This is a genomic window from Rhizobium sp. OAE497 (genome assembly GCF_040546565.1).
Taxonomy (GTDB): Bacteria; Pseudomonadota; Alphaproteobacteria; order Rhizobiales; family Rhizobiaceae; genus Rhizobium.
The window spans coordinates 2,698,122-2,718,909 of sequence record NZ_JBEPOA010000001.1 but is presented as its reverse complement, the minus strand read 5'-3'; the positions used below and the strand labels follow the sequence as shown (position 1 = coordinate 2,718,909).

Genomic DNA, 20,788 nt, shown 5'->3' with positions numbered 1-20,788 from the left:
TGATCAATGGGAGCTTGAAATGGAATGCACGTAATCGTCTCCAGCCGCCTCTCAGACGCTGGCTTTCAAACAAATCTGCTCTGATCGACGATAGACCCCGGCGTCTCGCAATGCAGATTGCAATTTCGTTCGCATATGGCTGCCGGGCCGCGGCTGTTCAAGGCCGCCGGTCCGGAAGTATTCCGTCTCCGTGGTTCTAAAACAAAAAGAGGCCGGATGATACCGGCCTCTTTCTGAATTCAGTGTTCAGACCCGTTTCAGGCCTGTTCGCGGCGCTGGCCGCCACCATTGCGGGGACCCTTGCGGCGCATGCCGCCGGAGCCGTCCTTGCGCTCGCCATGGGCCTGCTGGCCCTCGCCATGCTTGCGGCCGGGACGGCCGTTGCCGTTGCGGGCAGCGCCGGGGTGATGGCGATTGTGGTTTTCGCCACCGGCATGGTTCGGGCGCTGCGGCTTCTTGGCCGTGCGGAAATCCGAGGTCGATGCGAGATCGTTGTCGGGGCCTGCATCCGGGGTCGCTTCGCCACGGCGCTGGCCGCGGAAGTCCTCGTTGCGCTGCTTCTGGCGCTCGGGACGGGGACGGCGCTCGCGGCGCTCCTCGCCACCGGCGCGGACTTCGCCGCCTTCACCTTCGCGGCGCGGACGCTGCGGACGGTTGCCGCGGCCTTCGCCGCCGTTACGGTTTTCGCTGCGGCCTTCGCCGGAACGGCCCTCACCACCACCACGGCGCTCGCCGCCGCGATTGCGGTTGTTGCCATTGCCGTTGCCGTTTCCACGGCGCGGGGCAGCGCGCATGTCGGCCGGAGCTTCGCCGCTGGCAACTGCGATGCTGATGTTCATCAGCTTCTCGATGTCGCGGAGCAGGCGGGCTTCATCCGGCGCGCAGAAAGCGATCGCGATGCCGTCACGGCCGGCGCGGGCCGTGCGGCCGATGCGGTGGACATAGGCTTCGGCAACTTCCGGCAGGTCGTAGTTATAGACGTGGCTGACAGCCGGGATGTCGATGCCGCGGGCGGCAACGTCGGTGGCGATCAGCGTCTTGGTATCGCCGTCCTTGAAGGCCTTGAGGGCGCGCTCGCGCTGGCCCTGGCTCTTGTTGCCATGGATCGAGGCGACCGAGTAGCCGACGGAATCGAGATGCTTCATCAGCTTCTCGGCGCCGTGCTTGGTGCGCAGGAAGACGATGGCGCGGCCATCGGGGTTCTGCGTCAGCGACTTCTTCAGGAGATCGGTCTTGTCGTTCTTGCCGTTGACGAAGTGGACATACTGCTCGACCTTGTCGGCAGCCTTGCCCGGAGGCGTGACTTCGACGGTGACGGGATCGGTCAGGTAGTCGGCAGCGAGATCGGCGATCGACTTCGGCATGGTGGCCGAAAACAGCATGGTCTGGCGCTTCTTCGGCACCATCTTGGCGATCTTGCGCAGATCGTGGACGAAGCCGAGGTCGAGCATCTGGTCGGCTTCATCGAGCACCAGGTAGCGCACGGCGGTGAGGCCGATGGCGCGGCGGGCGACGAGGTCGAGCAGGCGGCCGGGCGTGGCAACGAGGATATCGGTGCCCTTTTCGAGCTGCAGCTGCTGCTTGTTGATCGATACGCCGCCGACGACGACGTTGATGCGCAGATGCGACTTGCGCAGGAAGTTCTTCAGGTTGACGGCGATCTGGTTCACCAGTTCGCGGGTCGGCGCCAGGATCAGCGTGCGGGTGGTGCGGTTATCCGGGCGGCGTTCTTCATGGATCAGCTTTTCGATGAGCGGCAGGCCGAAAGCGGCCGTCTTGCCGGTGCCGGTCTGCGCGAGGCCGATCAGGTCGCGGCCCTGGATGAGAAGCGGAATTGCCTTTTCCTGGATGGGGGTCGGCGTTTCGATGCCGAGCTGGAAAAGAGTGGCGACAACCGGCTTGGAGACACCAAGCGATTCAAAAGTGGTCAAGTCATAACCTTTTCAGGGCGCGCCAAAAGCAAACCACCGGAGCGCCCTATGCGGTCCGGTGTCGTTCTGGCGTCAAGAACCCCGCGTGAAGTGGGAACTTGTCTTGTTGGAAAAAGCTTTCCAGCGCTTCTGCCGCGTCTTGGGTGCGGTCTCTTCGAAATGCGCTTTGCCCCTTCTTCCTGCTCCTATTTGCTGGCAGGGGCACGCTCACGCGGCGGCCGGAAGGTGAAAGCTGGGCTGCATTTGGTCTAGTTCGCGCCGAAAGTCAAGGGGATGGGCCGCATGGCTGCCTTGCGCTTTGCCGGGAGCGACGGAGCAGGCGGCGATGTCAGCCGATTTTCGGGTCCCGCGACGGTGATCCGCGGAGCGTCGCCGGCTTCAATCAATTGGTGTGCTCCATGCCGTCCGGTCCTTGCCGCGTGTGGGGGCGGCGGCGCCTTCCGGCGTTCGGATGCGACATGTGGTTTTTCTAATATAGTTCGGAAGATTACCAATGTCTTAACGCATTGATTTACAAAAGTTTCATAGTCGAAAATTCTGTTGCTGCGCCGCAACATCGTGTCGCTTTCTGAAAAATGTTTGTCGCTTTACAACCTAATGGTTGCTTGCCGGATCGGTCGAACGCGGGCAGGGGGAGCGTATTCAAGACGTGTAATTGTTCATATTAGAATCAACTTTATGGAGATATTCGTGAGCGCCACCCCCGGCATCAGGTTTTTCGAAAAGCAGACTCTTCTCGCAGGCGTAAGCTTGGCCGCATTGCTGCTCGGCAGCTGTCTGGCATCCCCGGCTCTCGGGGCTGAGTATCTGGTCAGCAACGACACCGAACTGCGCAATGCGATCAACACGGCCAATGCCGATGGCGATGCGACGGCAACGATCAAGCTGACGGCGGGATTCTCATCGAGCGGTGCAGTGATGCCAGTGCCGCTCAAGCCGATCACCATCGATACTCAAGGGTTCGCTCTTGCCAATGTGCAATTCAACAATACCGGCGGGCAAAGCGTGACGATCGAAGGCTCGCTTGCGGGGGCGACCGCTCAGCGTGGTATCGTCATCAGCAGCGCCAGCACTTCGTCTCTGATAAACAATGGTTCGATAACGGGCGGACCTGACGGAGGGGCCACGTCGAGCACAGGCGCAAGTTTGAGCGCGACGACGTTTGTCAACAACGATACTGTGACCGGCGGATCCAATTCAGGCGCTGGAAGCGGAGGCTTCGGTGTTCAGGCACAGCGCGGCACCAACATAACCAACAACGGCGTAATCCAGGGGGGAAGCAGCGCTACGGGCAACGGCGCACTCGGCGTGTTCCTCGGAGGCCCCGCCGGTGCCCTTAGTACGCTCACCAACAACGGGTTGATCCGCGGCGGCGACGGCGTAAATGGAACCGTTTTCAGCGGGGAAGGCGTGCAGATCCGCACCAACGGGACGATCATCAACAACACCGGCGCGACGATCGAAGGCGGCAGCAATGCCTACGCCATCTCCGTGCAGATGGCCGATGCCACCATCGTCAACAGCGGGACGATCAGCGCCGGTAGTGGCATGGCGGATGCAATCGTCACGACGAACGCGACATCGAATTTCACGCTGGAGCTCCAAAAGGGGTTCGAGATCAATGGCAATGTCATCGGCAACGCGACTCTCAACGATACGCTGCGCCTCGGCGGCACAGGCAACGAGACCTTTCATATCGACGAGATCGGCGCCGCCGCGCAGTATCAGAATTTCGATACGTTCGAGAAAACCGGCACCAGCACGTGGCTGCTCGATGGCGTCGGCACGGCCACGACGGATTGGACCGTCTCCGACGGCACGCTGCTGATCGGCGACGACGCGACCGACAGCGTCACCGGCGACATCACCAACCTTGCGACGCTTGGCGGCAGCGGCACGATCTTCGGCAATGTGACGAATTCGGGGACCATCGTGGCCGGCAGCGGTTCCACGGGCGCGCTGACGATCTCGGGCGACTATACCGGCAATAACGGCGTGCTCGATATCCAGTCGGTGCTCGGCGGCGATACGTCGGCGACCAGCCAGCTCGTCGTCACAGGCAATACGGCGGGGACGACCACCGTGCGGGTGACGAATGCCGGAGGTGCTGGGGCGCAGACAGTCGAAGGCATCAAGATCATCGATGTCGGCGGCACGTCGGCCGGCACTTTCTCGCTGCAGGGCGACTATGTCTATAACGGCGATCAGGCCGTCGTCGGCGGCGCCTATGCCTACCGGCTCTATCAGAACGGCATCGCCACACCTGCCGATGGCGACTGGTATCTGCGCTCGGTGCTGATTGCGACATCGACGGCGCCGCTCTATCAGGCGGGCGTGCCGATCTACGAGGTCTATCCGCAGATGCTGCAGCAGCTGAACGCGATCGGCACGCTGCAGCAGCGCGTCGGCGACCGATACTGGGAGACCGGCGGCGATCCGGTGGCGGCAAGCGGCCCGGATGGCGTGTGGATGCGCACCGAGGGCATGTATGGCCGCGTCGATCCCGCTTCCAGCACCAGCGGCGCCACCTATGATTACGATCTCTGGAAGGCTGAAGGCGGCGTCGACGGCGAACTCTATCAGAGCGGCAAGGGCCTGCTGATCGGCGGGCTGACGGCGCATTTCGGCTCGGTCACCGGCGATGTCAGCTCGATCTACGGTGACGGCAAGATCGAGACGATGGGCCAGGGCGTCGGCGCGACGCTCACCTGGTATGGCGCGGATGGCTTCTATGCCGATGCGCAGGGGCAGTTCACCCTCTACGACACGACGCTGAAATCCGATCTCACCAATGCCGACCTGAAGGGCGGCAATAGTGGCTTCGGATCGACGCTCAGCATCGAGGCCGGGCGCCGCTTTGCCTCGGCCGGTTCGTGGTCGATCACGCCGCAGGCGCAGCTCATCTATTCGTCGGTCGATTTCGACGATTTCCATGATGCCTTCGGCGCTCCGGTTTCGCTCGATCGCGGCGACAGTCTGAACGGCCGTGCCGGTATTGCCTTCGATCGCGACGAGAGCTGGGAGAAAGCCGACGGCAAGACCGTTCATGCCAAGCTCTACGGCTCTGCAAACCTCTACTATGAATTCCTGCAAGGAACGGCGGTCGATGTCGCGGGCCTGCGCTTCAAGACGGAAAACGACCGGCTCTCGGCCGGTGTGACGCTCGGCGGTTCCTATAGCTGGAACGACGAGCGCACCGCCGTCTACGGCGAAGCGACCGCACGGTCCTCGCTCGAGAATGTCGGCAGCAGCTATGCGCTGAGCGGCACTGCCGGTATCCGCGTGAAGTGGTAAGCGATCAGAACGCCCGGTCCGCGCCGCGGGCCGGGCGCTTTGGCTAACCGTCTTCATCGTGACGGTAGGCAAGGCTGCCGTTTTGCCATATCGCAGGGTTCGAAGCGCACGGCGCTTCGGTTGCCCCTATGCGGATGGAGATGCCCGTGACCTTGCCTGTCAAAATTGCCGTCAGCGGCGCCCGGGGTCATATGGGCCGCGCCATTCTTTCCGCGCTTGCAGATGATCCTGCCTTCACCCACGTCTGCAGCATCGGCCGGACCGGCGGCGACGGGCTTGTCGATCGCTCCGTGGCCATCGAGACGGCGGACGTGATCCTCGATTTCTCTACGGCATCCGCGGCGGCCGAACTGGCCGAACTTTGCGCGGAGAGAAACGGACCGGCGCTGGTGATCGGTGCAACGGGCTTCGAGGCGGATGAGCTTGAACGGATCAACAGGGCGGCCAGCAAGGTCGCGATCGTCCGCTCCGGCAATTTCTCGATCGGCGTCAACATGCTGGTCGGCCTCGTCGCGCAGGTCGCGGGCACATTGCCCGCTGAAACCTGGGACATCGAAATCCTCGAGGCTCATCACCGCCGCAAGGTCGATGCGCCATCCGGCACGGCGCTGATGCTCGGCGAAGCCGCCGCCGATGGCCGCGGTGTGGCGCTCTCATCCGTCGAGCGGCGCAGCCGCGACGGCATGACCGGCGAGCGCCCGGCCGGTGAAATCGGCTTTTCGGTGATCCGCGGCGGCGGCATTGTCGGCGAGCACAGCGTCATGTTTGCGGCTGGAGAGGAAGTGCTGACGCTGTCGCATTCGGCGCTCGACCGCGGCATGTTTGCCCGCGGCGCACTGGCTGCCGCCCGCTGGGTCATGGGGCGGGCGCCGGGCGAATACGACATGCAGGATGTCCTGGGTTTGACGCGGAAATGAGGGGTCGAAGCACCGGAGGCTTGTGCTCCGGTGCTTCGGGTTCATGCCACCAGGCCCTTGGTGAGCTCCAGCGCCTGCCGCTCGAACAGCCGGCGGTAGATGCCGTTGTTGAGGCGGACGAGCGACGGGTGGTCGCCTTCCTCGACGATCCTGCCCTTGTCGAAGACCAGCAGGCGGTCGAGTGCCCTGACGGTTGACAGGCGATGCGCGATCACCAGTGTCGTGCGTCCCTCCATCAGGCGTTCCATCGCCTGCTGGATCTGCACTTCGCTCTCGCTGTCGAGGCTGGACGTCGCCTCGTCGAGGATCAGCACGGGCGCATCTGCAAGGAAGGCGCGGGCGATGGCGACGCGCTGGCGCTCGCCGCCCGACAGCTTGACGCCGCGCTCGCCCACCATCGTCTCATAGCCCTTGGGAAGGCTCATGATGAAGTGATGGGCGCTTGCCTGTCTCGCGGCGTCCTCGATCTCGCGTCTCGATGCCTCCGGCCGGCCATAGGCGATGTTCTCGGCCAGCGTCCGGTGGAACAGGATCGGTTCCTGCTGGACGATGGCGATCTGGCCGCGCAGGCTTGACTGCGTCACCTTGGCGATATCCTGCCCGTCGATCCGGATCGAACCGGAATTGACGTCATAGAGACGCTGGATCAGCTTGACGAAGGTCGTCTTGCCCGAGCCTGAATGACCGACCAGACCGACGCGTTCGCCGGGCTTGATGGCGACGGAAAAGTCGTCATAGAGCGGCGTCGGATGGGCGCCATACTGGAAGGTGACGCGATCGAAGATGATCTCGCCCTTGCCGATGGCGATCGCCTTGGCGCCCGGCCTGTCTTCGATGCCGAGCGGCGTCTTGTCGAGCAGCACCAGCTCTTCCATGTCGTTGACGGCGCGCTGCAGGTTGCGGATATCCTGCCCGACCGAGCGCAGATATCCCTGCAGCACGAAGAACATCGCCAGCACGAAGGTGATGTCGCCCGGCGTCGCCAGGCCCTTCTGCCACATGATGAGGCCGGTGCCGAGGATGCCTGCCTGCATCGAAACCATCATGAAGCCCTGGATCGTGCCGTTCAGCGTGCCGCGCCGCCAGGTCCGCCGCGTGCGGCTGTCCCATTTGGCGAGAACGTGGCTCAGGCGCTCTTCCTCGCGGTCTTCGGCGCCGAAGGCCTTGACCACCGAGTTGCAGCTGATCGCATCCGCAAGCGCGCCACCGAGCTTGGTATCCCAGGCATTGGCGAGCTTGGCCGCAGGCGAGACATAGCCCATCGAAAGCACGACGGTGACGCCGATATAGATCAGCGATCCCGCCGCCACGATGAGCCCCATGACCGGCCAGTAGCTGCCGAGCACGATGCTGGCGCCGGCAAGCATGACGACCGACGGCAGGAGCGCGACCAGCAACAGGTCGTTCAGCGCGTCGAGCGCCCACATGCCGCGGGTGATCTTGCGCACTGTCGAGCCGGCAAAGCTGTTGGCATGCCAGTCGGTGGAGAAGCGCTGGACCTTGTGGAAGCCGCTATTGGCGACATCGGCCATGATGCGCAGCGTCAGGCGGATGATGCCGTTGAAGATGAACCAGCGCAGCACGACGCTGGTGAGGCCGAGCGCCGCGACGACGACGAAGGCGCGGATTGCACCATCGGCCGCATTGCCGCCGGCGATCGCATCGACGATCCGGCCGGAGAAGACCGGGACCAGAACTTCGGCGAGCGTGCTGGCGATGACCAGCAGAATAATGCTGCCGACGAGGGCAGGGCGATGCGTCCATTGACGAAAAACAAAGCCGAGCACGTTGCGATAAGCATCGGCACGGAAGTCGAGCTTCTTGCGAGTCATTTTAACCAGTCCGGCGCCATATCGAGGGCAGCCGGCCCCAAAATCGAGAGTTAATAGACACAGCCGGAACGGGAGACGAAATAACCCCGGCAGATCGGTGGCGCTGTGAAAGACGTTAAAACCGCTTGCCGCGTGCCCTGGGCGAGCCGCGAATTGGAATGACCTAGTGTCGGATCATTCCGGACGGGAGGGTTTCGATGAATACTGATGTCATGCAACGCCTCCTCTGTTTGATCTGCAGCGATGGAGATTTTGTACCGGACAAATCCGGTCTTGCCAACCGGATCTTTTCTACTTTGCAGAGAATGATGCAGGGACGACACACCATCGATGCGCGAGTGCCGTGCTTTTGCTGTATGCGTCAGCCGCCGAGCGCGACTGCGATCAGCACGAGCACGAGGCCTAGACCGGTCATCGTCAGCCCGGCATAGAGCGGTCTGCCGCCGGAAAAACTTGCCCATGCATAGCCGGTGATGAAGAGCAGGGCGATCAGCACGAGGTTGCTGACGCGCAGCGCCAGTTCGGCGTCGGCGATCAGGAAGAAGGGGACCACGGCGGGGATGGCGGTTGCGAAAACCAGGATGCCGATCCCGGTGGCGGCGAGGATATCGTTTCTCGTCAGCAATGCCTTTCGCGGCTCGGCGCGGGCAGTCAGCGCCAGGAGCGAGCGGTAGAGGGCTTCGGCATCGGCGGTCTTTCCCGAGAACGGGGTGTCCTCGATCGGAAATTCCTCGGCAAGCACGGCAAGCGCCGTCGCCTCGCTGCGGGCGGCCTTGATATGCCGGAAGAGACGCAGGCGACGGCTCTTGTAGAAACTGGTGCCGAGCACGAACAGGACGGCATCGATGATCGCCCAGGCGGCGTTGCAGCCGAGCGTCGCGACGACGAGATCGCGCACCTCGATGCCTTCCTCATGCATGACGAGCCGGGAGCCGACGGTCCAGGTCAGTGCCATGATCAGTCCGAAGAGCACCTCGCCGAGCGCGTCGCCGGAATCGAGCGCGTCGAATATGGAGCGGATCGGCGACGTCATCGAATGGCCCTCCCATGCGGCAAGGCCGCAAGAGACGACTATGATCGAGGCGGGCCGCGGGCTCATTGAGCCGGATCAAGGCTGATTGCGGTTGCCGGTCCATTCCGGCAGGATGGAGCATCGACTGCGAAGGAGGAGATCACGTGATGATGATCGGCTCATGTCATTGCGGCAAGGCGCACTGGACGCTGGAAGGCGATCCGGGATCGATCACGGCCTGCAACTGCACGCTCTGCCGCCGGTACGGCACGCTTTGGGCCTATGATTATGAAGGCGAGCGGGTGGCGGTCAGCGGGCCGACGGCGTCCTATACGCGCTCGGGAAGGGACAAGTCGCCGCTGGAAATCCTGTTCTGCCCTGCCTGCGCCTGCGTTCTCGCCTGGCGCGGTCTGGTGCTGGAACCGGATGGGCGGCGGCGGATGGCCGTCAATGTCAGGCTTGCGCCGCCGGAGGCCGTGGAAGATCTGGCGATCGATCATTTCGACGGGCTGGTGACCTTCACCGATCTGCCGTCGACGGGGCGCTGCGTGCGCGATCTCTGGTTCTAGGGAAAAGACGGCGCCGCCGGGAGGAAGCGGCGCCGCAAGTCACTCAGCGTCTGCAGACTTCGGCGCGGAAGGGCTGGCCCCAGCGGTCATAGCGCCATTCCGTGTGGCAATAGCGGGGCGCGTAGTAGGCCGGATAGGCCGGGTAGGCCCGCGGCGGGTAGTAGGCATAGGGGCCGGGATAATAGGGGCGCGAGGCAATTGCGCCGCCGACCACGCCGCCAACGACGCCTCCGGCAACACCGCCCCAGAAGGCGTCGCCGCCGCGGGCATTGGCTGTTCCGGTGGTGGCGAAGGTGGCGCCGGCAAAGGTCAGCGCAATCAGGCCCGCCGCCATGGTCTTATGAAGAACGGACATGTCGAATTCCTTTCATGGACAAGGCTTGTCTTGAAGCCATGGCCAGAATCCGCCCCGATCGCGGCGCGTTGATGGTCGCACAAGCGCTTGCGGAATTAAATTTTCGTCATGATTGCCGGGGTTTCGCCGCATTCTTGCAAGGGCGAAAGGGCAAATGAACGCAAGGGGATGAGACCCGCCGCTGCCGTTCTGATTCAACTTTAACGCCGCTTTTGGCGCCTGCCGCTCGCGCTCTAAGATTTTATGGTTAAAAGCTTGTTAAGCGACTTGGCATTATGGTTGCAGACGTGAATATTTCATTCACAGCGGGAGTGGACGCTTTTTGACATCGGCAGGCAACCTTCTGGAACTGGCATGCAGCCGGATCGCGGATCTGGATACGCCAGCCTATGTGAAGAACAGCGAGCTTCGCTATGTCGCTGTGAACGCCGCCTATGCGCATTTTTTCGGTCTCGATATTTCCGATTTCATCGGCCGCCGCAGCCGCGAGGTTCTCGACCGGCCGGAAGAGGACGAACGCGAGGACAAGGAGCGCCGGGCGCTGGTCTTCGGCACCGAGGAAAGCGCAATCTGCTTCGACCGGGCGGCCACATGTCACGAGCGGGTGCAGATCGAAAGCTTCATGCCATCGGAAGAGCGGGCCTATGTGCTCGGCGTTTTCGAGAAGCGGGCGCAGCCGCGCCGTCCTGTCGCCTCCGGTCCCGATCAGGCGCTGCTAGCCGATTTCGAGCGGGTGCGTTCGGCGATCGAAAAGCTCGACCATCCCGTGGGCATCTTCGCCGATGACGGGCGGCCGCTCGCCGTCAATGCGGCCTACCGCGGCGGCTCCAGGCATGTCGCTGAGACCGGCTGGCACAAGAGCGTTGCCGAGCTCGATCTGCTGCGCACGATCATGGAAGATCTGCCGGTTGCTGCCTTCGCCCGCGACGAGCAGCACCGCCTCGTCTATGCCAACCAATATTACGAGACCTTCACCGGTCACGACCGCGCCAAGGTGCTGGGGCTGACCGAGCACGAAATGTTCGGCGAAGACGGCGGCGGCGCCATCTACGAAGAAAACTGCCTGGCGCTGAAGAACGGCTCGCTGACTGAGGTCGAGGGCAAGCTGCCGAGCACCGACGGCAAGTCCTATCCGATCCTGTCGCGCGTCAACCGCGTGCAGACGCCCGACGGCAAGCTCTATGTCGTCGGGTCCTTCTCCGATATTTCGCCGCTGAAAGAGCGCGAGGCGGAGCTCATCCAATCGCAGCAGCATGCCGAAGTGCTGCACCGGGATATCGAGAGCATTCTGCGCTCGCTGCCGGTCGGCGTGCTGATCCTCGATAACAAGCTCGATATTCTCTACGTCAACGACGAGTTCTACCTGATCAGCGATCTGCCGATCGAGGACCGTTTCGACGGGCGGCCGTTCATGGACGTGATCCGCCGCAATCACGCGCTCGGGCGCTACGGCTACACTCAGACGCCGGAAGAAATCCTGGAATCGCGGCGTCATCACTTCTCGACCGCCGACGATCCGGAGCCGGTGGAACTCAACTGGTCGGGCGGCAAGTCGATCATTTTCGACAGCCGCCGCATTTCCGACGACCGCATCCTGCTGACCTATTCCGATATCAGCGCCATCCGCCAGCGCGAGCAGGAAGTCCATGACGCCAAAGCGGCGATCGAGACGCTCGGCGAACTGATGCGCGATGCGACGCGGGCGATGCCGCAGGGGCTGGCGATCGTTCAGGACGGCATCATCCAGCTTTCCAACGATGCGCTCTCCGGCGTCTTGCAGATCCCGCCGGAATATCTGGCCGCCGGGCGCGGCTGGATCGATCTCTTCAATTTCTGCGCCGAGCGCGGCGACTTCAACGGTGCCGCGGCCGATACGCTGCATTACTGGCGCAGCAGCATCGCCACGCGCCAGCCGATCACCACCGTCTTTCATATTTCCGGCGAGCGCTGGGTCAATATGGACGCGACGATCAGCGAGCGCGGCCACTGGATCGCTCTCTTCACCGATGTCACCGAAATGAAGCAACGCGAGGGCGAGCTGGAACGGCTGCTGTCGCGCGCCGAGGCTGCCGACCGCGCTAAGTCCGAATTCCTCGCCAATATGAGCCACGAGATCCGCACGCCGATGAACGGCGTTCTCGGCATGGCCGAACTGATGGCGAAGACCGATCTCGATGCGCGCCAGAAGACCTTCATCGACATCATCGTCAAATCCGGCAATGCGCTGCTGACGATCATCAACGACATCCTTGATTTCTCGAAGATCGATGCCGGGCAGATGAAGCTGCGCAAGGCGGCCTTCGACATGGTCGAGGCGGTCGAGGACGTCGCGACGCTCTTGTCGTCGCCGGCAGCCGAGAAGGACCTGGAGCTGCTGGTGCGCGCCGATCCGAACCTGCCTGCGGCCGTGATCGGCGATGCGGGGCGTTTCCGGCAGATCGTCACCAATCTCGTCGGCAATGCCGTCAAGTTCACCGAGAAGGGCCATGTCTTCGTCGATATCGGGTTCCGCCAGGGATCGGATGGCGAGATCATGGTCGAGCTTCGGATCGAGGATACCGGCATCGGCATCCCGACCGACAAGCTGCAATCGGTGTTCGACAAGTTCTCGCAGGTCGATTCCTCCTCGACGCGGCGTCACGAGGGAACGGGCCTTGGACTGGCGATCACCGCCGGTCTCGTCGATCTCTTCGGCGGCTATATCCATGCGGAGAGTGAACCGGGGCGCGGAACCGTCTTCACCGTCAACCTGCCGTTCGCGGTGGCGGCGGCCAAGCTCGATCCGAAGCCGCTGCCGGTCAATGTGCGCGGCGCGCGCATCCTCGTCATCGACGATAACGAGGTGAACCGCAGCATTCTCAGCGAACAGCTGACGCTCTGGGGCTTCGACGGCGTGGCGGCCGAAAGCGGTGCGACCGGGATCGCCATTCTCGAAGCGGCGCATCAGGTGGGCGTCGAGGTCGATGCGCTGGTGCTCGACTATCACATGCCGCAGATGAACGGCGCCGAAGTGGCGCGCAAGCTGCGCGCCGACCGGCGTTTCGAAAACCTGCCGATCATCTTCCTGACCTCAATGGACATATCTGGCTCGGAGAAGGAATTTGCGGCGCTGAACGGCCAGGCGCATCTGATGAAGCCGGCGCGCGCCAACCTGCTGCGCGGCACGATCGTCGAGGTCGTCAGGGCCAAGCGCGTCAAGCAGGCGTCCGAAGCCGAGCTTGCGCGGCTGCAGGCCGAACTCGCCGCCAAGGCGCCGGAGCCGGAAGAGCCCGAGCCCGAAATCGAGACGCCGCGCCGCAAGGCCGATTTCATCGACGTGCTGGTGGCCGAGGATAACGAGGTCAACCAGATCGTCTTCACGCAGATCCTGCAGGGCACGGGCCTGAGCTTCCTCGTCGTCAACAACGGTCAGGAAGCGGTCAATGCCTGGGAAGCGCATTCGCCGCGGATCATCATGATGGATGTGTCGATGCCCGTGATGAACGGTCACGATGCGACACGGGCGATCCGCTCGCGCGAACGCGGGCAGGGGCATCGCGTGCCGATCATCGGCGTCACCGCGCATGCGCTGGAAAGCGACCGAGAGCTCTGCCTCGATGCAGGCATGGACGACTATATGTCGAAGCCGATCAGCCCCGAGCTGCTGGAAGAGAAGATCCAGCTGTGGCTCGGCAAGAGCGAGCCGCTGCCGGGCCGCTCCGGCCTATAATGAAAGGTCGTTCAGAAGGGTGCAGTTTTGCAGTCCCGCTGGAGTTTCAATGACGATTGTTGCAATTCAGAAGCAGATCTTTAGTGGGTTAAGCGAGGACGACTTCCCGGTCCTGAAAATCGTAGCCGATTCCCGACTTTCGAACGGTAAAGGTGAGGGGTTCCTTACGGATATTGCACCCAAGATTTTCTCGATCGAGATGCGCAGTGTAAATGCGGCGGGACATATCACCCATTTTGCACCCTATGGGTTTGCTTTTGCGGGCTCAACGTTGGCGGCTGCTCTCACTCACTCAACCGCACAGTTTTTGCTTAACAGCTTGTTCAGTAATGAAAATTACCTTCCGCCTTCTGTTGAGGATGTGTCTGCAGTATATCTGGATGTTGCTAAGAAGCACATCGAGCAGCTTAGCGCGCCATTCTCGGCTATGATTTACGGATACGACGTCGGAAGCAATGTTTTTCGTGCGTATGCGTTAAATTCGGCGACTAAGCCGAGTTTCGAGCTTCGGAAAACTGAGATTGATCTCGATGCGGCGTTTTTTCGAATAGGATCAGGATCCGAATACTTTGACACTATCTTCGCCGAGATGGGAGGCGGTGATGTCGATTGCAGTTCAGTCATCGAGCAGATGATTCGACGAAAGGTCCACAGATCAGTTGGTGGGTTCATTCAGATGGCAATAGTTGACAGAAGTGGTTTCCATCATGTTCCAGTTATCGAAAGTATCGATGATAGCGCGCTGAGTGCAGTCAAGTTTATGGGGGCCGATGTGGACACGATCTTTAGGCCGCGCGGTTTCAAGTTTGGTACAATGGCTATGACGCTGGGCGTGAAAGCTCTAGATAATGAGCGTTTGATACATACCAACCAATGACAATGGTCTGAAAATAAACTTTGCTTAAGCGCCAGGCTTGGTGCCGCAGAGCATTTCGCGCTTTCCCGCAAAGCCCTTGCGCCGCTCGACGGCAAAGCCTGCCGCAACGAGATTGCGCCGGACGAAGCCGGCGGCCGCATAGGTGGCGAAGCTGCCGCCGGGAACGGTCTTGTCGCAGACGAGACGCATCAGCTCTTCCGACCACATGTCGCCGTTGCGCGACGGGGCGAAGCCATCGAGATACCAGGCATCGAAGCGCGGCTCGGCGGCCCTGACGCCGTCGAGCGCCGCACCACAGACGACGCTGAGGCGGGTCTGCGGATCGAGATCGAGACTGACGATGCCTTGCGGGCTATCGGGCCAGGCGGCGATCAGGCCGTCGCGCTCGGCGTCGATCTCCGGCCAGTGCGAGAGGGCGCGGGCAATCTCGTCGCGCTGCATCGGATAGAGCTCGAAGGAGATGAAGTGCAGGTGCTGGCCATCCCTGCGGTGAAGCTTCCACTGGCGCCAAGTCTCGGCGAAGTTCAGGCCGGTGCCGAAGCCGAGCTCGCCGATCTGGAAGCTCTGCTTTTCCGCCCAGCGCTCCGGTAGGCCGTTGCCGGAAAGGAAGACGTGGCCGCATTCGAGGCGGCCGTCGGTCTGGCAATAAAAATGATCGCCAAAGGCCTGCGAATAGGGCATATCGCCGTCTCGCCATTCGAGCGGCTGGCTGTTGCTGCCAATCTGATCGGGATCGATATCTGTCATGCCACAAGCCGATAGTCCGGCTCTTCTCTCCGGTCAATCCGCCGATCTTCTGATCGTCGGCGGCGGCATCATGGGCCTGTGGGCGGCTGTATATGCCGAGCGGCTGGGCATCGATACGCTGCTGATCGATGCCGGACGGATCGGCGGGGGCGCCAGCGGCGGCCTGCTGGGCGCGCTGATGCCGCATATGCCGGACAAGTGGAATGCCAAGAAGCAGTTCCAGTTCGACGCGCTGCTCAGCCTCGAAACCGAGATCGCGGCACTGGAAGCCGCCACCGGCCTTTCCGCAGGCTACCGCCGCTCCGGCCGGATCATTCCGCTGCCGAAGCCGCATCTGAAGACGATCGCGCTCCGGCATTCGGCCGATGCCGAGGTCAACTGGAACCAGCAGGGCCGCGCGTTTCACTGGCACGTTTCCGATCAGCCCGCCGTCAGCGGCTGGATCGATCCGGCTGCAGGCGGCAGCGGCTTCGTGCATGACACGCTGGCGGCGCGTGTTGCGCCGCGAGCGCTGGTCGCGGCGCTCAAGGCATTTCTCGATCAGGCGCGGCATGTGCGGATTGCCGAGATGGCGGCGCTTGGCTCGTTGGACGCGGAGGCAGGTACTGCCGAGATCGACGGCACCCGAATGAGCGTCGGCCACTGCATCATCGCGGCCGGGCATGCATCCTTCCCGATCCTGCAGCGCTTCAATCCCAGTCTGCCGCAACCACTGGGACAGCCGGTGAAGGGGCAGGCGGCGCTGCTGAAAGCCGATATCGATCCGGCCTTTCCAGTGATCTTCCGCGACGGTCTCTATATCGTGGCGCATGAAGGCGGCCATGTCGCGATCGGCAGCACCAGCGAGAACAGCTTCGCCGATCCCTATGGTACCGATGACCAGCTGGACCCGTTGATTGCGGCGGCGCGCGAAATGGCGCCGGCGTTGGCCGATGCGCCCGTCGTCGAACGCTGGGCAGGGTTGCGGCCGAAGGCGATCGACCGCGATCCGATGGTAGGGTGCCATCCCGATCATCCCCGGCTCCATGCGCTGACGGGTGGTTTCAAGGTGAGTTTCGGGCTGGCGCACAGGCTGGCGGAGGCCGTCATTCGCGATATCGCCGGTCAGCCCGCAGGGTTTGACCTGCCGGATAGTTTCGCGCTTTCCAGCCATATCACGGCCGCTTCACGCTAAACGTGAATTAGTCCAGAGCTTATTTCGTTATTCTGTCATGCAAATCACCTATCTGCTAGCGCATCGACGGTGCCGGATTCGGCCGTGCACTGCACTCTCAGATGGAGGAAATCGCATGCGTTATGCCATTTGCTTCACGCCTTCGCCGAGCGATCCGCTCAGCCATGTGGCGGCCAATTGGCTTGGCCGTAACGTCTTTTCGGGCGAGATGCTGGAGCCGCCGGCCGTTCGCGGGCTTGGCATTCACGAGATCGCCTTCCACACGGCCGTGCCGCGCCGCTATGGATTTCATGGCGTGCTGAAGGCACCGTTCCACCTTTCCGCGGATGTTTCGGAAGCACAACTCTTGCGGGAGCTGATGCGGTTCTCCGGCACGATCCAGCCTTTCAGTGTGCCGCGTATCGAAGTGGCCCGGCTCGGCAATTATTACAGCCTGGTGCCGACGCTGCCCTGCGAGAACGTCCGCTATCTGGCGTCGTCGATCGTCCAGCATTTCGATCGCTTTCGCGCGCCTCTGTCGGAAGCCGATATCGAACGCAGCGATCCCGATGGTCTCTCGGCGGCGCAATTCGCCAATCTGCACCGCTGGGGCAACCCTTACGTGATGGACGAATTCCGGTTCCACATGCCGGTCACCGGTCCCGTCAATTGCGTCGACATGCCCCGCATCGAGCAGGCGCTGCGGTCGATCTTCGAGCCTGTGCTGAACGAGCCGATCCAGATTTCCAACATCGCGCTGATGATGGAAGAGGGGATGGGCGGGCCGTTCCGCGTGCACTCGCTGCACCCGATGGGCAAGGTCAGCGCCCGCAAGATCGCTTGATCACTTTTGTTCAAGAAGCCGGCGCGGATTGGTGCTATATCCGCGCGATGCAGAATATCTCGCAGGAACAGGCAACCGATGTCATGCCGCTTGCCGGCGCGGAGACGACGCGCTTCTGGCGCGACCGCCGTTTCGGCGGCATGGAATGCCTGAGCGCAACCTTCCTGACCCACGAATTCGCGCCGCATGCGCATGATACGTTCAGTATCGGCGCCATCGAGAGCGGCAGCCAGATCGCCACGATCCGCGGCACGCGCGAGGCATCCGGCCCCGGCGACCTCTATCTGATCAATCCCGGCGAGACGCATGACGGGGCGCCGACCGAGGGCGGATACCGCTACCGGATGATCTATCCTGACATGGCGCTGTTCCGGGAAGTCCTCGAAGATGTGACCGGCAAGAGCTTTCAGGGTACGCCCGCCTTCGGCAAGCAGATCCTGCACGACCCGAAGCTCGCCGCCGCCTTTCAGCAGGCGCATGAGATTCTCGAAATCGGCAGCGGGGCGCTGGAGAGCAGCCAGGCGATGTTCCAGGTGCTCGACGCGATGTTCCGCCAGCATGGCAGTTCGATCATCGTGCCCGTCGATACCAAGGAGCGGTCGGCGGTGCGCCAGGCCCGCGACTACCTGATGGAGAACTACGCGACCGATATAGGGCTCGAGGAACTGGCAGGCGTTGCCGGGCTCAGCCGCGCGCATCTGATCCGCGCCTTCCGCAAGGAATTTCACATCACGCCGCATGCGTTCCTGACCGATATCCGCGTGCGGATCGCGCGGCGCAAGCTGCAGGCGGGCGAGCAGCCGGCGGAGATCGCGCTCGAGTGCGGCTTTGCCGATCAGGCGCATTTCACCCGCCATTTCAAGGCGCGCACCGGGATAACGCCCGGCCAGTACCGCGCCCGATAATCACTTTCGTTCAAGACGCCGCTTCGGCGCGGCTCTATGACCTCCGCAGCAAGCGGAGTTTTTGAACGTGAACAAGAATGAATTCTGGGCGGAATTTTCCGGCGGCATGCGGGCGATCGCGCCGCTGATCGCCGCCGTGATCCCGATCGGGCTGGTCTTCGGCGCCGTTGCCGCCACCAAGGGGCTTTCGCCCGTCGAGACCGGGCTGATGAGCGCGCTGGTCTTTGCCGGCGGATCGCAATTCGTGGCGATGGATATCTGGACGCATCCGGCCTCCTGGGCGGGGCTGGGCTTCGCGGCATTGCTCGTTAATATCCGCCATGTGCTGATGGGCGCCTCGATCGGCACCAAGATGCAGGCCTTTCCGCCGCGCGCCCGCTATCTCTCCGTGCTGCTCCTTGCCGACGAGATCTGGGCGATGGCGGAGTTCCGGGCCGGTGTGGCGCGGCTGACGCCGGCCTGGTTTGCCGGGCTCGCGACGCCGTTCTATCTCGCCTGGGTGATCTCGGGACTGGCAGGCGCCACGCTTGGTGCGTTCCTTGGCGATCCCGTGACGCTCGGCCTCGACTTTGCCTTTCCCGCCGTCTTCATCGTGCTGGTCATGGGCTTCTGGAAGGGGCCGGAGACGGGTGCGGTGCTGCTCGCCAGCGGCGCGGCCGCCGTGCTCACCCAGCATTTCATTCCCGGTGTCTGGTATATCGCTGCGGGTGCTCTCGCCGGTTTGGTCACCGCTCTCTTCAGCGGCAAGCGCCGCATCGAGGTAACGCCATGACGCTCGATCTTTCCACACTGCTCGCGATCCTGGCGATGGCGGCGGCGACCATCCTGACGCGGGTCAGCGGTCTCATCCTCATTCGCCATGTCTCGCTCGAAGGCAGCAGGCGCAAGGCGATCGAATCCATTCCGCCGGCGGTTCTGATGGCGGTGGTGGCGCCGACCGCCTTTGCGACCGGCATTGCCGAGACCATCGCCTGCGCGGTGACGGCGCTCGCGGCGCTTCGGCTGCCGATGCTGGCGGCGGTGGCATCGGGCGTCGTCAGCGTCGCGATCCTCAGGGCGATCGGCCTCAGCTGAGCGATTTCGTGAGAGACTTTCGCGATTTCCATGAAAGTCTCTTGCACATTTCCGGCTCGACTTTCGCTCTCCGGGTGCTACCGTTTCGCCTGTCTTCGAGAAGGTGATTTGATGGCATTCGATACATATCCGCGCGATCTCGTCGGCTACGGCCGCAGCACACCCGATCCGAAATGGCCCGGCGGCGCCCATGTCGCCGTGCAATTCGTCATCAATTACGAAGAGGGCGGCGAGAGCTCGATCCTCGATGGCGACCCGGCCTCGGAGAACCTGCTTTCGGAGATCGTCGGCGCTGCCGCGTGGCCCGGCCAGCGCAATCTCAACATGGAATCGATCTACGAATATGGCTCGCGCGCCGGCTTCTGGCGGTTGTGGCGGCTGTTCACCGATCTGAAGATGCAGGCGACAGTCTATGGCGTGACGCTTGCCATGGCCCGCAATCCGGAAGCCGTTGCGGCGATGAAGGAGGCCGGCTGGGAAATCGCCAGCCACGGCTATCGCTGGCTGGAATACAAGGATTTCCCCGAGGATCTGGAGCGCAAGCACATTCTCGAAGCCGTGCGCCTGCATACCGAACTGACGGGCGAGCGGCCCTATGGCATGTACCAGGGCAAGCCATCCGACAACACGCTGCGGCTGGTGCAGGAAGAGGGCGGTTTCCTTTATTCGTCGGACTCTTACGCCGATGATCTGCCCTATTGGGTGAAGGGCGCGGACGGCAAGCCGTTCCTGATCATCCCCTATACGCTCGAAACCAACGACATGCGCTTTGCCACACCGCAGGGCTTCAATTCCGGCGACCAGTTCTTCGCCTATCTGAAGGACGCCTTCGACACGCTCTACGATGAAGGCAAGGAAGGCAGCCCGAAGATGATGTCCGTCGGCCTTCATTGCCGCCTCGTGGGCCGTCCCGGCCGTGCCGCGGCGCTGAAGCGTTTCATGGAATATGTGCTGGGTCACGAGAAGGTCTGGGTGCCGCAGCGTATCGAGATCGCCAGGCACTGGCATGAGCATCGCAAGCCGGAGACAATCTGATGAGCGGGCGGGAGGAATTTGTCACCCGCTTCGGCGGCGTCTTCGAGCATTCGCCGTTCATCGCCGAGCGCGCCTATGACGACGGCTTCATCCATGGCGAGCTGACGGCCGATCGCGTTCATACGCCGATGGTGGCGGTCTTTCGTGCCGCGAGCGAGGCGGAGCGTCTTGGCGTGCTGCGCGCTCACCCCGATCTGGCGGGACGTCTGGCGATATCAGGCGAACTCACCGAAGACAGCAAGCAGGAGCAGGCGGGGGCCGGGCTCGACCGGCTGAGCGCCGAAGAGCACAAGCGCTTCACTGAGCTCAACGACCGCTACACCGAAAAATTCGGCTTTCCCTTCATCATCGCGGTCAAGGGCTTGAACAAGGACGATATCCTCGCAGCCTTCGAGAAGCGGATCGGCAACAGCCGAGAGGAGGAATTTGCCACAGCCGCCGGTCAGGTCGAGAAGATCGCGCTTCTGCGGCTCACTGCCATGCTTCCGGCGCGCTGAGTGATGCGGAATTCTTTCCTCATCATTCCGCATCGCC

Annotated in this window: 17 protein-coding genes; 12 read left to right on the top strand and 5 right to left on the bottom strand. The window is 62.7% G+C overall.

Going from position 1 to position 20,788, the window contains the following annotated elements:
- Window positions 1-257: 257 nt before the first annotated feature.
- Entirely contained in the window at window positions 258-1,931 is a 1,674-nt protein-coding gene (locus ABIE40_RS13915; RefSeq protein ID WP_199627412.1) for a DEAD/DEAH box helicase, read from the bottom strand.
- Window positions 1,932-2,621: 690 nt separating this feature from the next.
- Between ABIE40_RS13915 and ABIE40_RS13910 the strand changes: the two genes are divergently transcribed.
- Together ABIE40_RS13910 and dapB are read left to right on the top strand one after the other, a co-directional pair.
- Window positions 2,622-5,225 carry an autotransporter family protein gene (locus tag ABIE40_RS13910; protein WP_199627410.1) on the top strand — a complete coding sequence of 868 codons (2,604 nt, stop codon included), beginning with the start codon at window positions 2,622-2,624 and terminating at the stop codon, window positions 5,223-5,225.
- Window positions 5,226-5,371: 146 nt separating this feature from the next.
- The gene (gene dapB / locus ABIE40_RS13905; RefSeq protein ID WP_354541030.1) at window positions 5,372-6,142 is read left to right on the top strand and encodes a 4-hydroxy-tetrahydrodipicolinate reductase; all 771 of its coding nucleotides are present in this window, start codon (window positions 5,372-5,374) and stop codon (window positions 6,140-6,142) included.
- A 41-nt stretch (window positions 6,143-6,183) separates the two neighbouring features.
- Here dapB and ABIE40_RS13900 read toward each other — a convergent pair whose 3' ends face one another.
- Together ABIE40_RS13900 and ABIE40_RS13895 are read right to left on the bottom strand one after the other, a co-directional pair.
- Entirely contained in the window at window positions 6,184-7,974 is a 1,791-nt protein-coding gene (locus ABIE40_RS13900) for an ABC transporter ATP-binding protein (RefSeq protein WP_199627406.1), read from the bottom strand.
- Between the two features lie 361 nt (window positions 7,975-8,335).
- The gene (locus tag ABIE40_RS13895) at window positions 8,336-9,007 is read right to left on the bottom strand and encodes a VIT1/CCC1 transporter family protein (protein WP_199627404.1); all 672 of its coding nucleotides are present in this window, start codon (window positions 9,005-9,007) and stop codon (window positions 8,336-8,338) included.
- A gap of 146 nt (window positions 9,008-9,153) precedes the next feature.
- Between ABIE40_RS13895 and ABIE40_RS13890 the strand changes: the two genes are divergently transcribed.
- Window positions 9,154-9,555, top strand: coding sequence for a GFA family protein (locus ABIE40_RS13890; RefSeq protein WP_199627402.1), 402 nt, complete (start codon window positions 9,154-9,156; stop codon window positions 9,553-9,555).
- Window positions 9,556-9,598: 43 nt separating this feature from the next.
- On the opposite strand, the gene ABIE40_RS13885 is transcribed toward ABIE40_RS13890, so the two are convergent.
- The gene (locus tag ABIE40_RS13885) at window positions 9,599-9,910 is read right to left on the bottom strand and encodes a hypothetical protein (protein ID WP_130277718.1); all 312 of its coding nucleotides are present in this window, start codon (window positions 9,908-9,910) and stop codon (window positions 9,599-9,601) included.
- Between the two features lie 322 nt (window positions 9,911-10,232).
- Between ABIE40_RS13885 and ABIE40_RS13880 the strand changes: the two genes are divergently transcribed.
- Together ABIE40_RS13880 and ABIE40_RS13875 are read left to right on the top strand one after the other, a co-directional pair.
- The gene (locus tag ABIE40_RS13880) at window positions 10,233-13,619 is read left to right on the top strand and encodes a response regulator (protein ID WP_199627400.1); all 3,387 of its coding nucleotides are present in this window, start codon (window positions 10,233-10,235) and stop codon (window positions 13,617-13,619) included.
- A 49-nt stretch (window positions 13,620-13,668) separates the two neighbouring features.
- Window positions 13,669-14,496, top strand: coding sequence for a hypothetical protein (locus ABIE40_RS13875; RefSeq protein ID WP_199627398.1), 828 nt, complete (start codon window positions 13,669-13,671; stop codon window positions 14,494-14,496).
- A gap of 24 nt (window positions 14,497-14,520) precedes the next feature.
- Here the strand turns inward: ABIE40_RS13875 and mnmC2 are convergent, their stop codons facing one another.
- Entirely contained in the window at window positions 14,521-15,243 is a 723-nt protein-coding gene (gene mnmC2 / locus ABIE40_RS13870) for a tRNA (5-methylaminomethyl-2-thiouridine)(34)-methyltransferase MnmC2 (RefSeq protein WP_199627396.1), read from the bottom strand.
- Between mnmC2 and ABIE40_RS13865 the strand changes: the two genes are divergently transcribed.
- From ABIE40_RS13865 to uraD, 7 genes are all read left to right on the top strand, one after another.
- The gene (locus ABIE40_RS13865) at window positions 15,242-16,417 is read left to right on the top strand and encodes an NAD(P)/FAD-dependent oxidoreductase (protein ID WP_199627394.1); all 1,176 of its coding nucleotides are present in this window, start codon (window positions 15,242-15,244) and stop codon (window positions 16,415-16,417) included. The two genes, mnmC2 and ABIE40_RS13865, sit on opposite strands and share 2 nt — an antisense overlap.
- Window positions 16,418-16,532: 115 nt before the next feature.
- Window positions 16,533-17,240, top strand: a complete 708-nt coding sequence (locus ABIE40_RS13860; RefSeq protein WP_199627392.1) for a DUF1045 domain-containing protein — start codon at window positions 16,533-16,535, stop codon at window positions 17,238-17,240.
- Between the two features lie 47 nt (window positions 17,241-17,287).
- Window positions 17,288-18,145 (top strand): AraC family transcriptional regulator, encoded by an 858-nt coding sequence (locus ABIE40_RS13855; protein ID WP_199627390.1) that lies wholly within the window; start codon window positions 17,288-17,290, stop codon window positions 18,143-18,145.
- A 106-nt stretch (window positions 18,146-18,251) separates the two neighbouring features.
- A complete protein-coding gene (locus tag ABIE40_RS13850) occupies window positions 18,252-18,917 on the top strand; it encodes an AzlC family ABC transporter permease (protein WP_199627781.1) in 666 nt (221 codons plus the stop codon).
- Window positions 18,914-19,219: an AzlD family protein gene (locus ABIE40_RS13845; protein WP_199627388.1), complete on the top strand. Its 306-nt coding sequence runs from the start codon at window positions 18,914-18,916 to the stop codon at window positions 19,217-19,219. Before ABIE40_RS13850 ends, ABIE40_RS13845 begins: the two co-directional genes overlap by 4 nt.
- Window positions 19,220-19,330: 111 nt before the next feature.
- Window positions 19,331-20,254, top strand: coding sequence for an allantoinase PuuE (gene puuE / locus ABIE40_RS13840; RefSeq protein ID WP_199627386.1), 924 nt, complete (start codon window positions 19,331-19,333; stop codon window positions 20,252-20,254).
- Window positions 20,254-20,751, top strand: coding sequence for a 2-oxo-4-hydroxy-4-carboxy-5-ureidoimidazoline decarboxylase (gene uraD / locus ABIE40_RS13835; RefSeq protein WP_199627375.1), 498 nt, complete (start codon window positions 20,254-20,256; stop codon window positions 20,749-20,751). The genes puuE and uraD overlap by 1 nt, the downstream gene beginning before the upstream one ends.
- The last annotated feature ends 37 nt before the right edge of the window (window positions 20,752-20,788 follow it).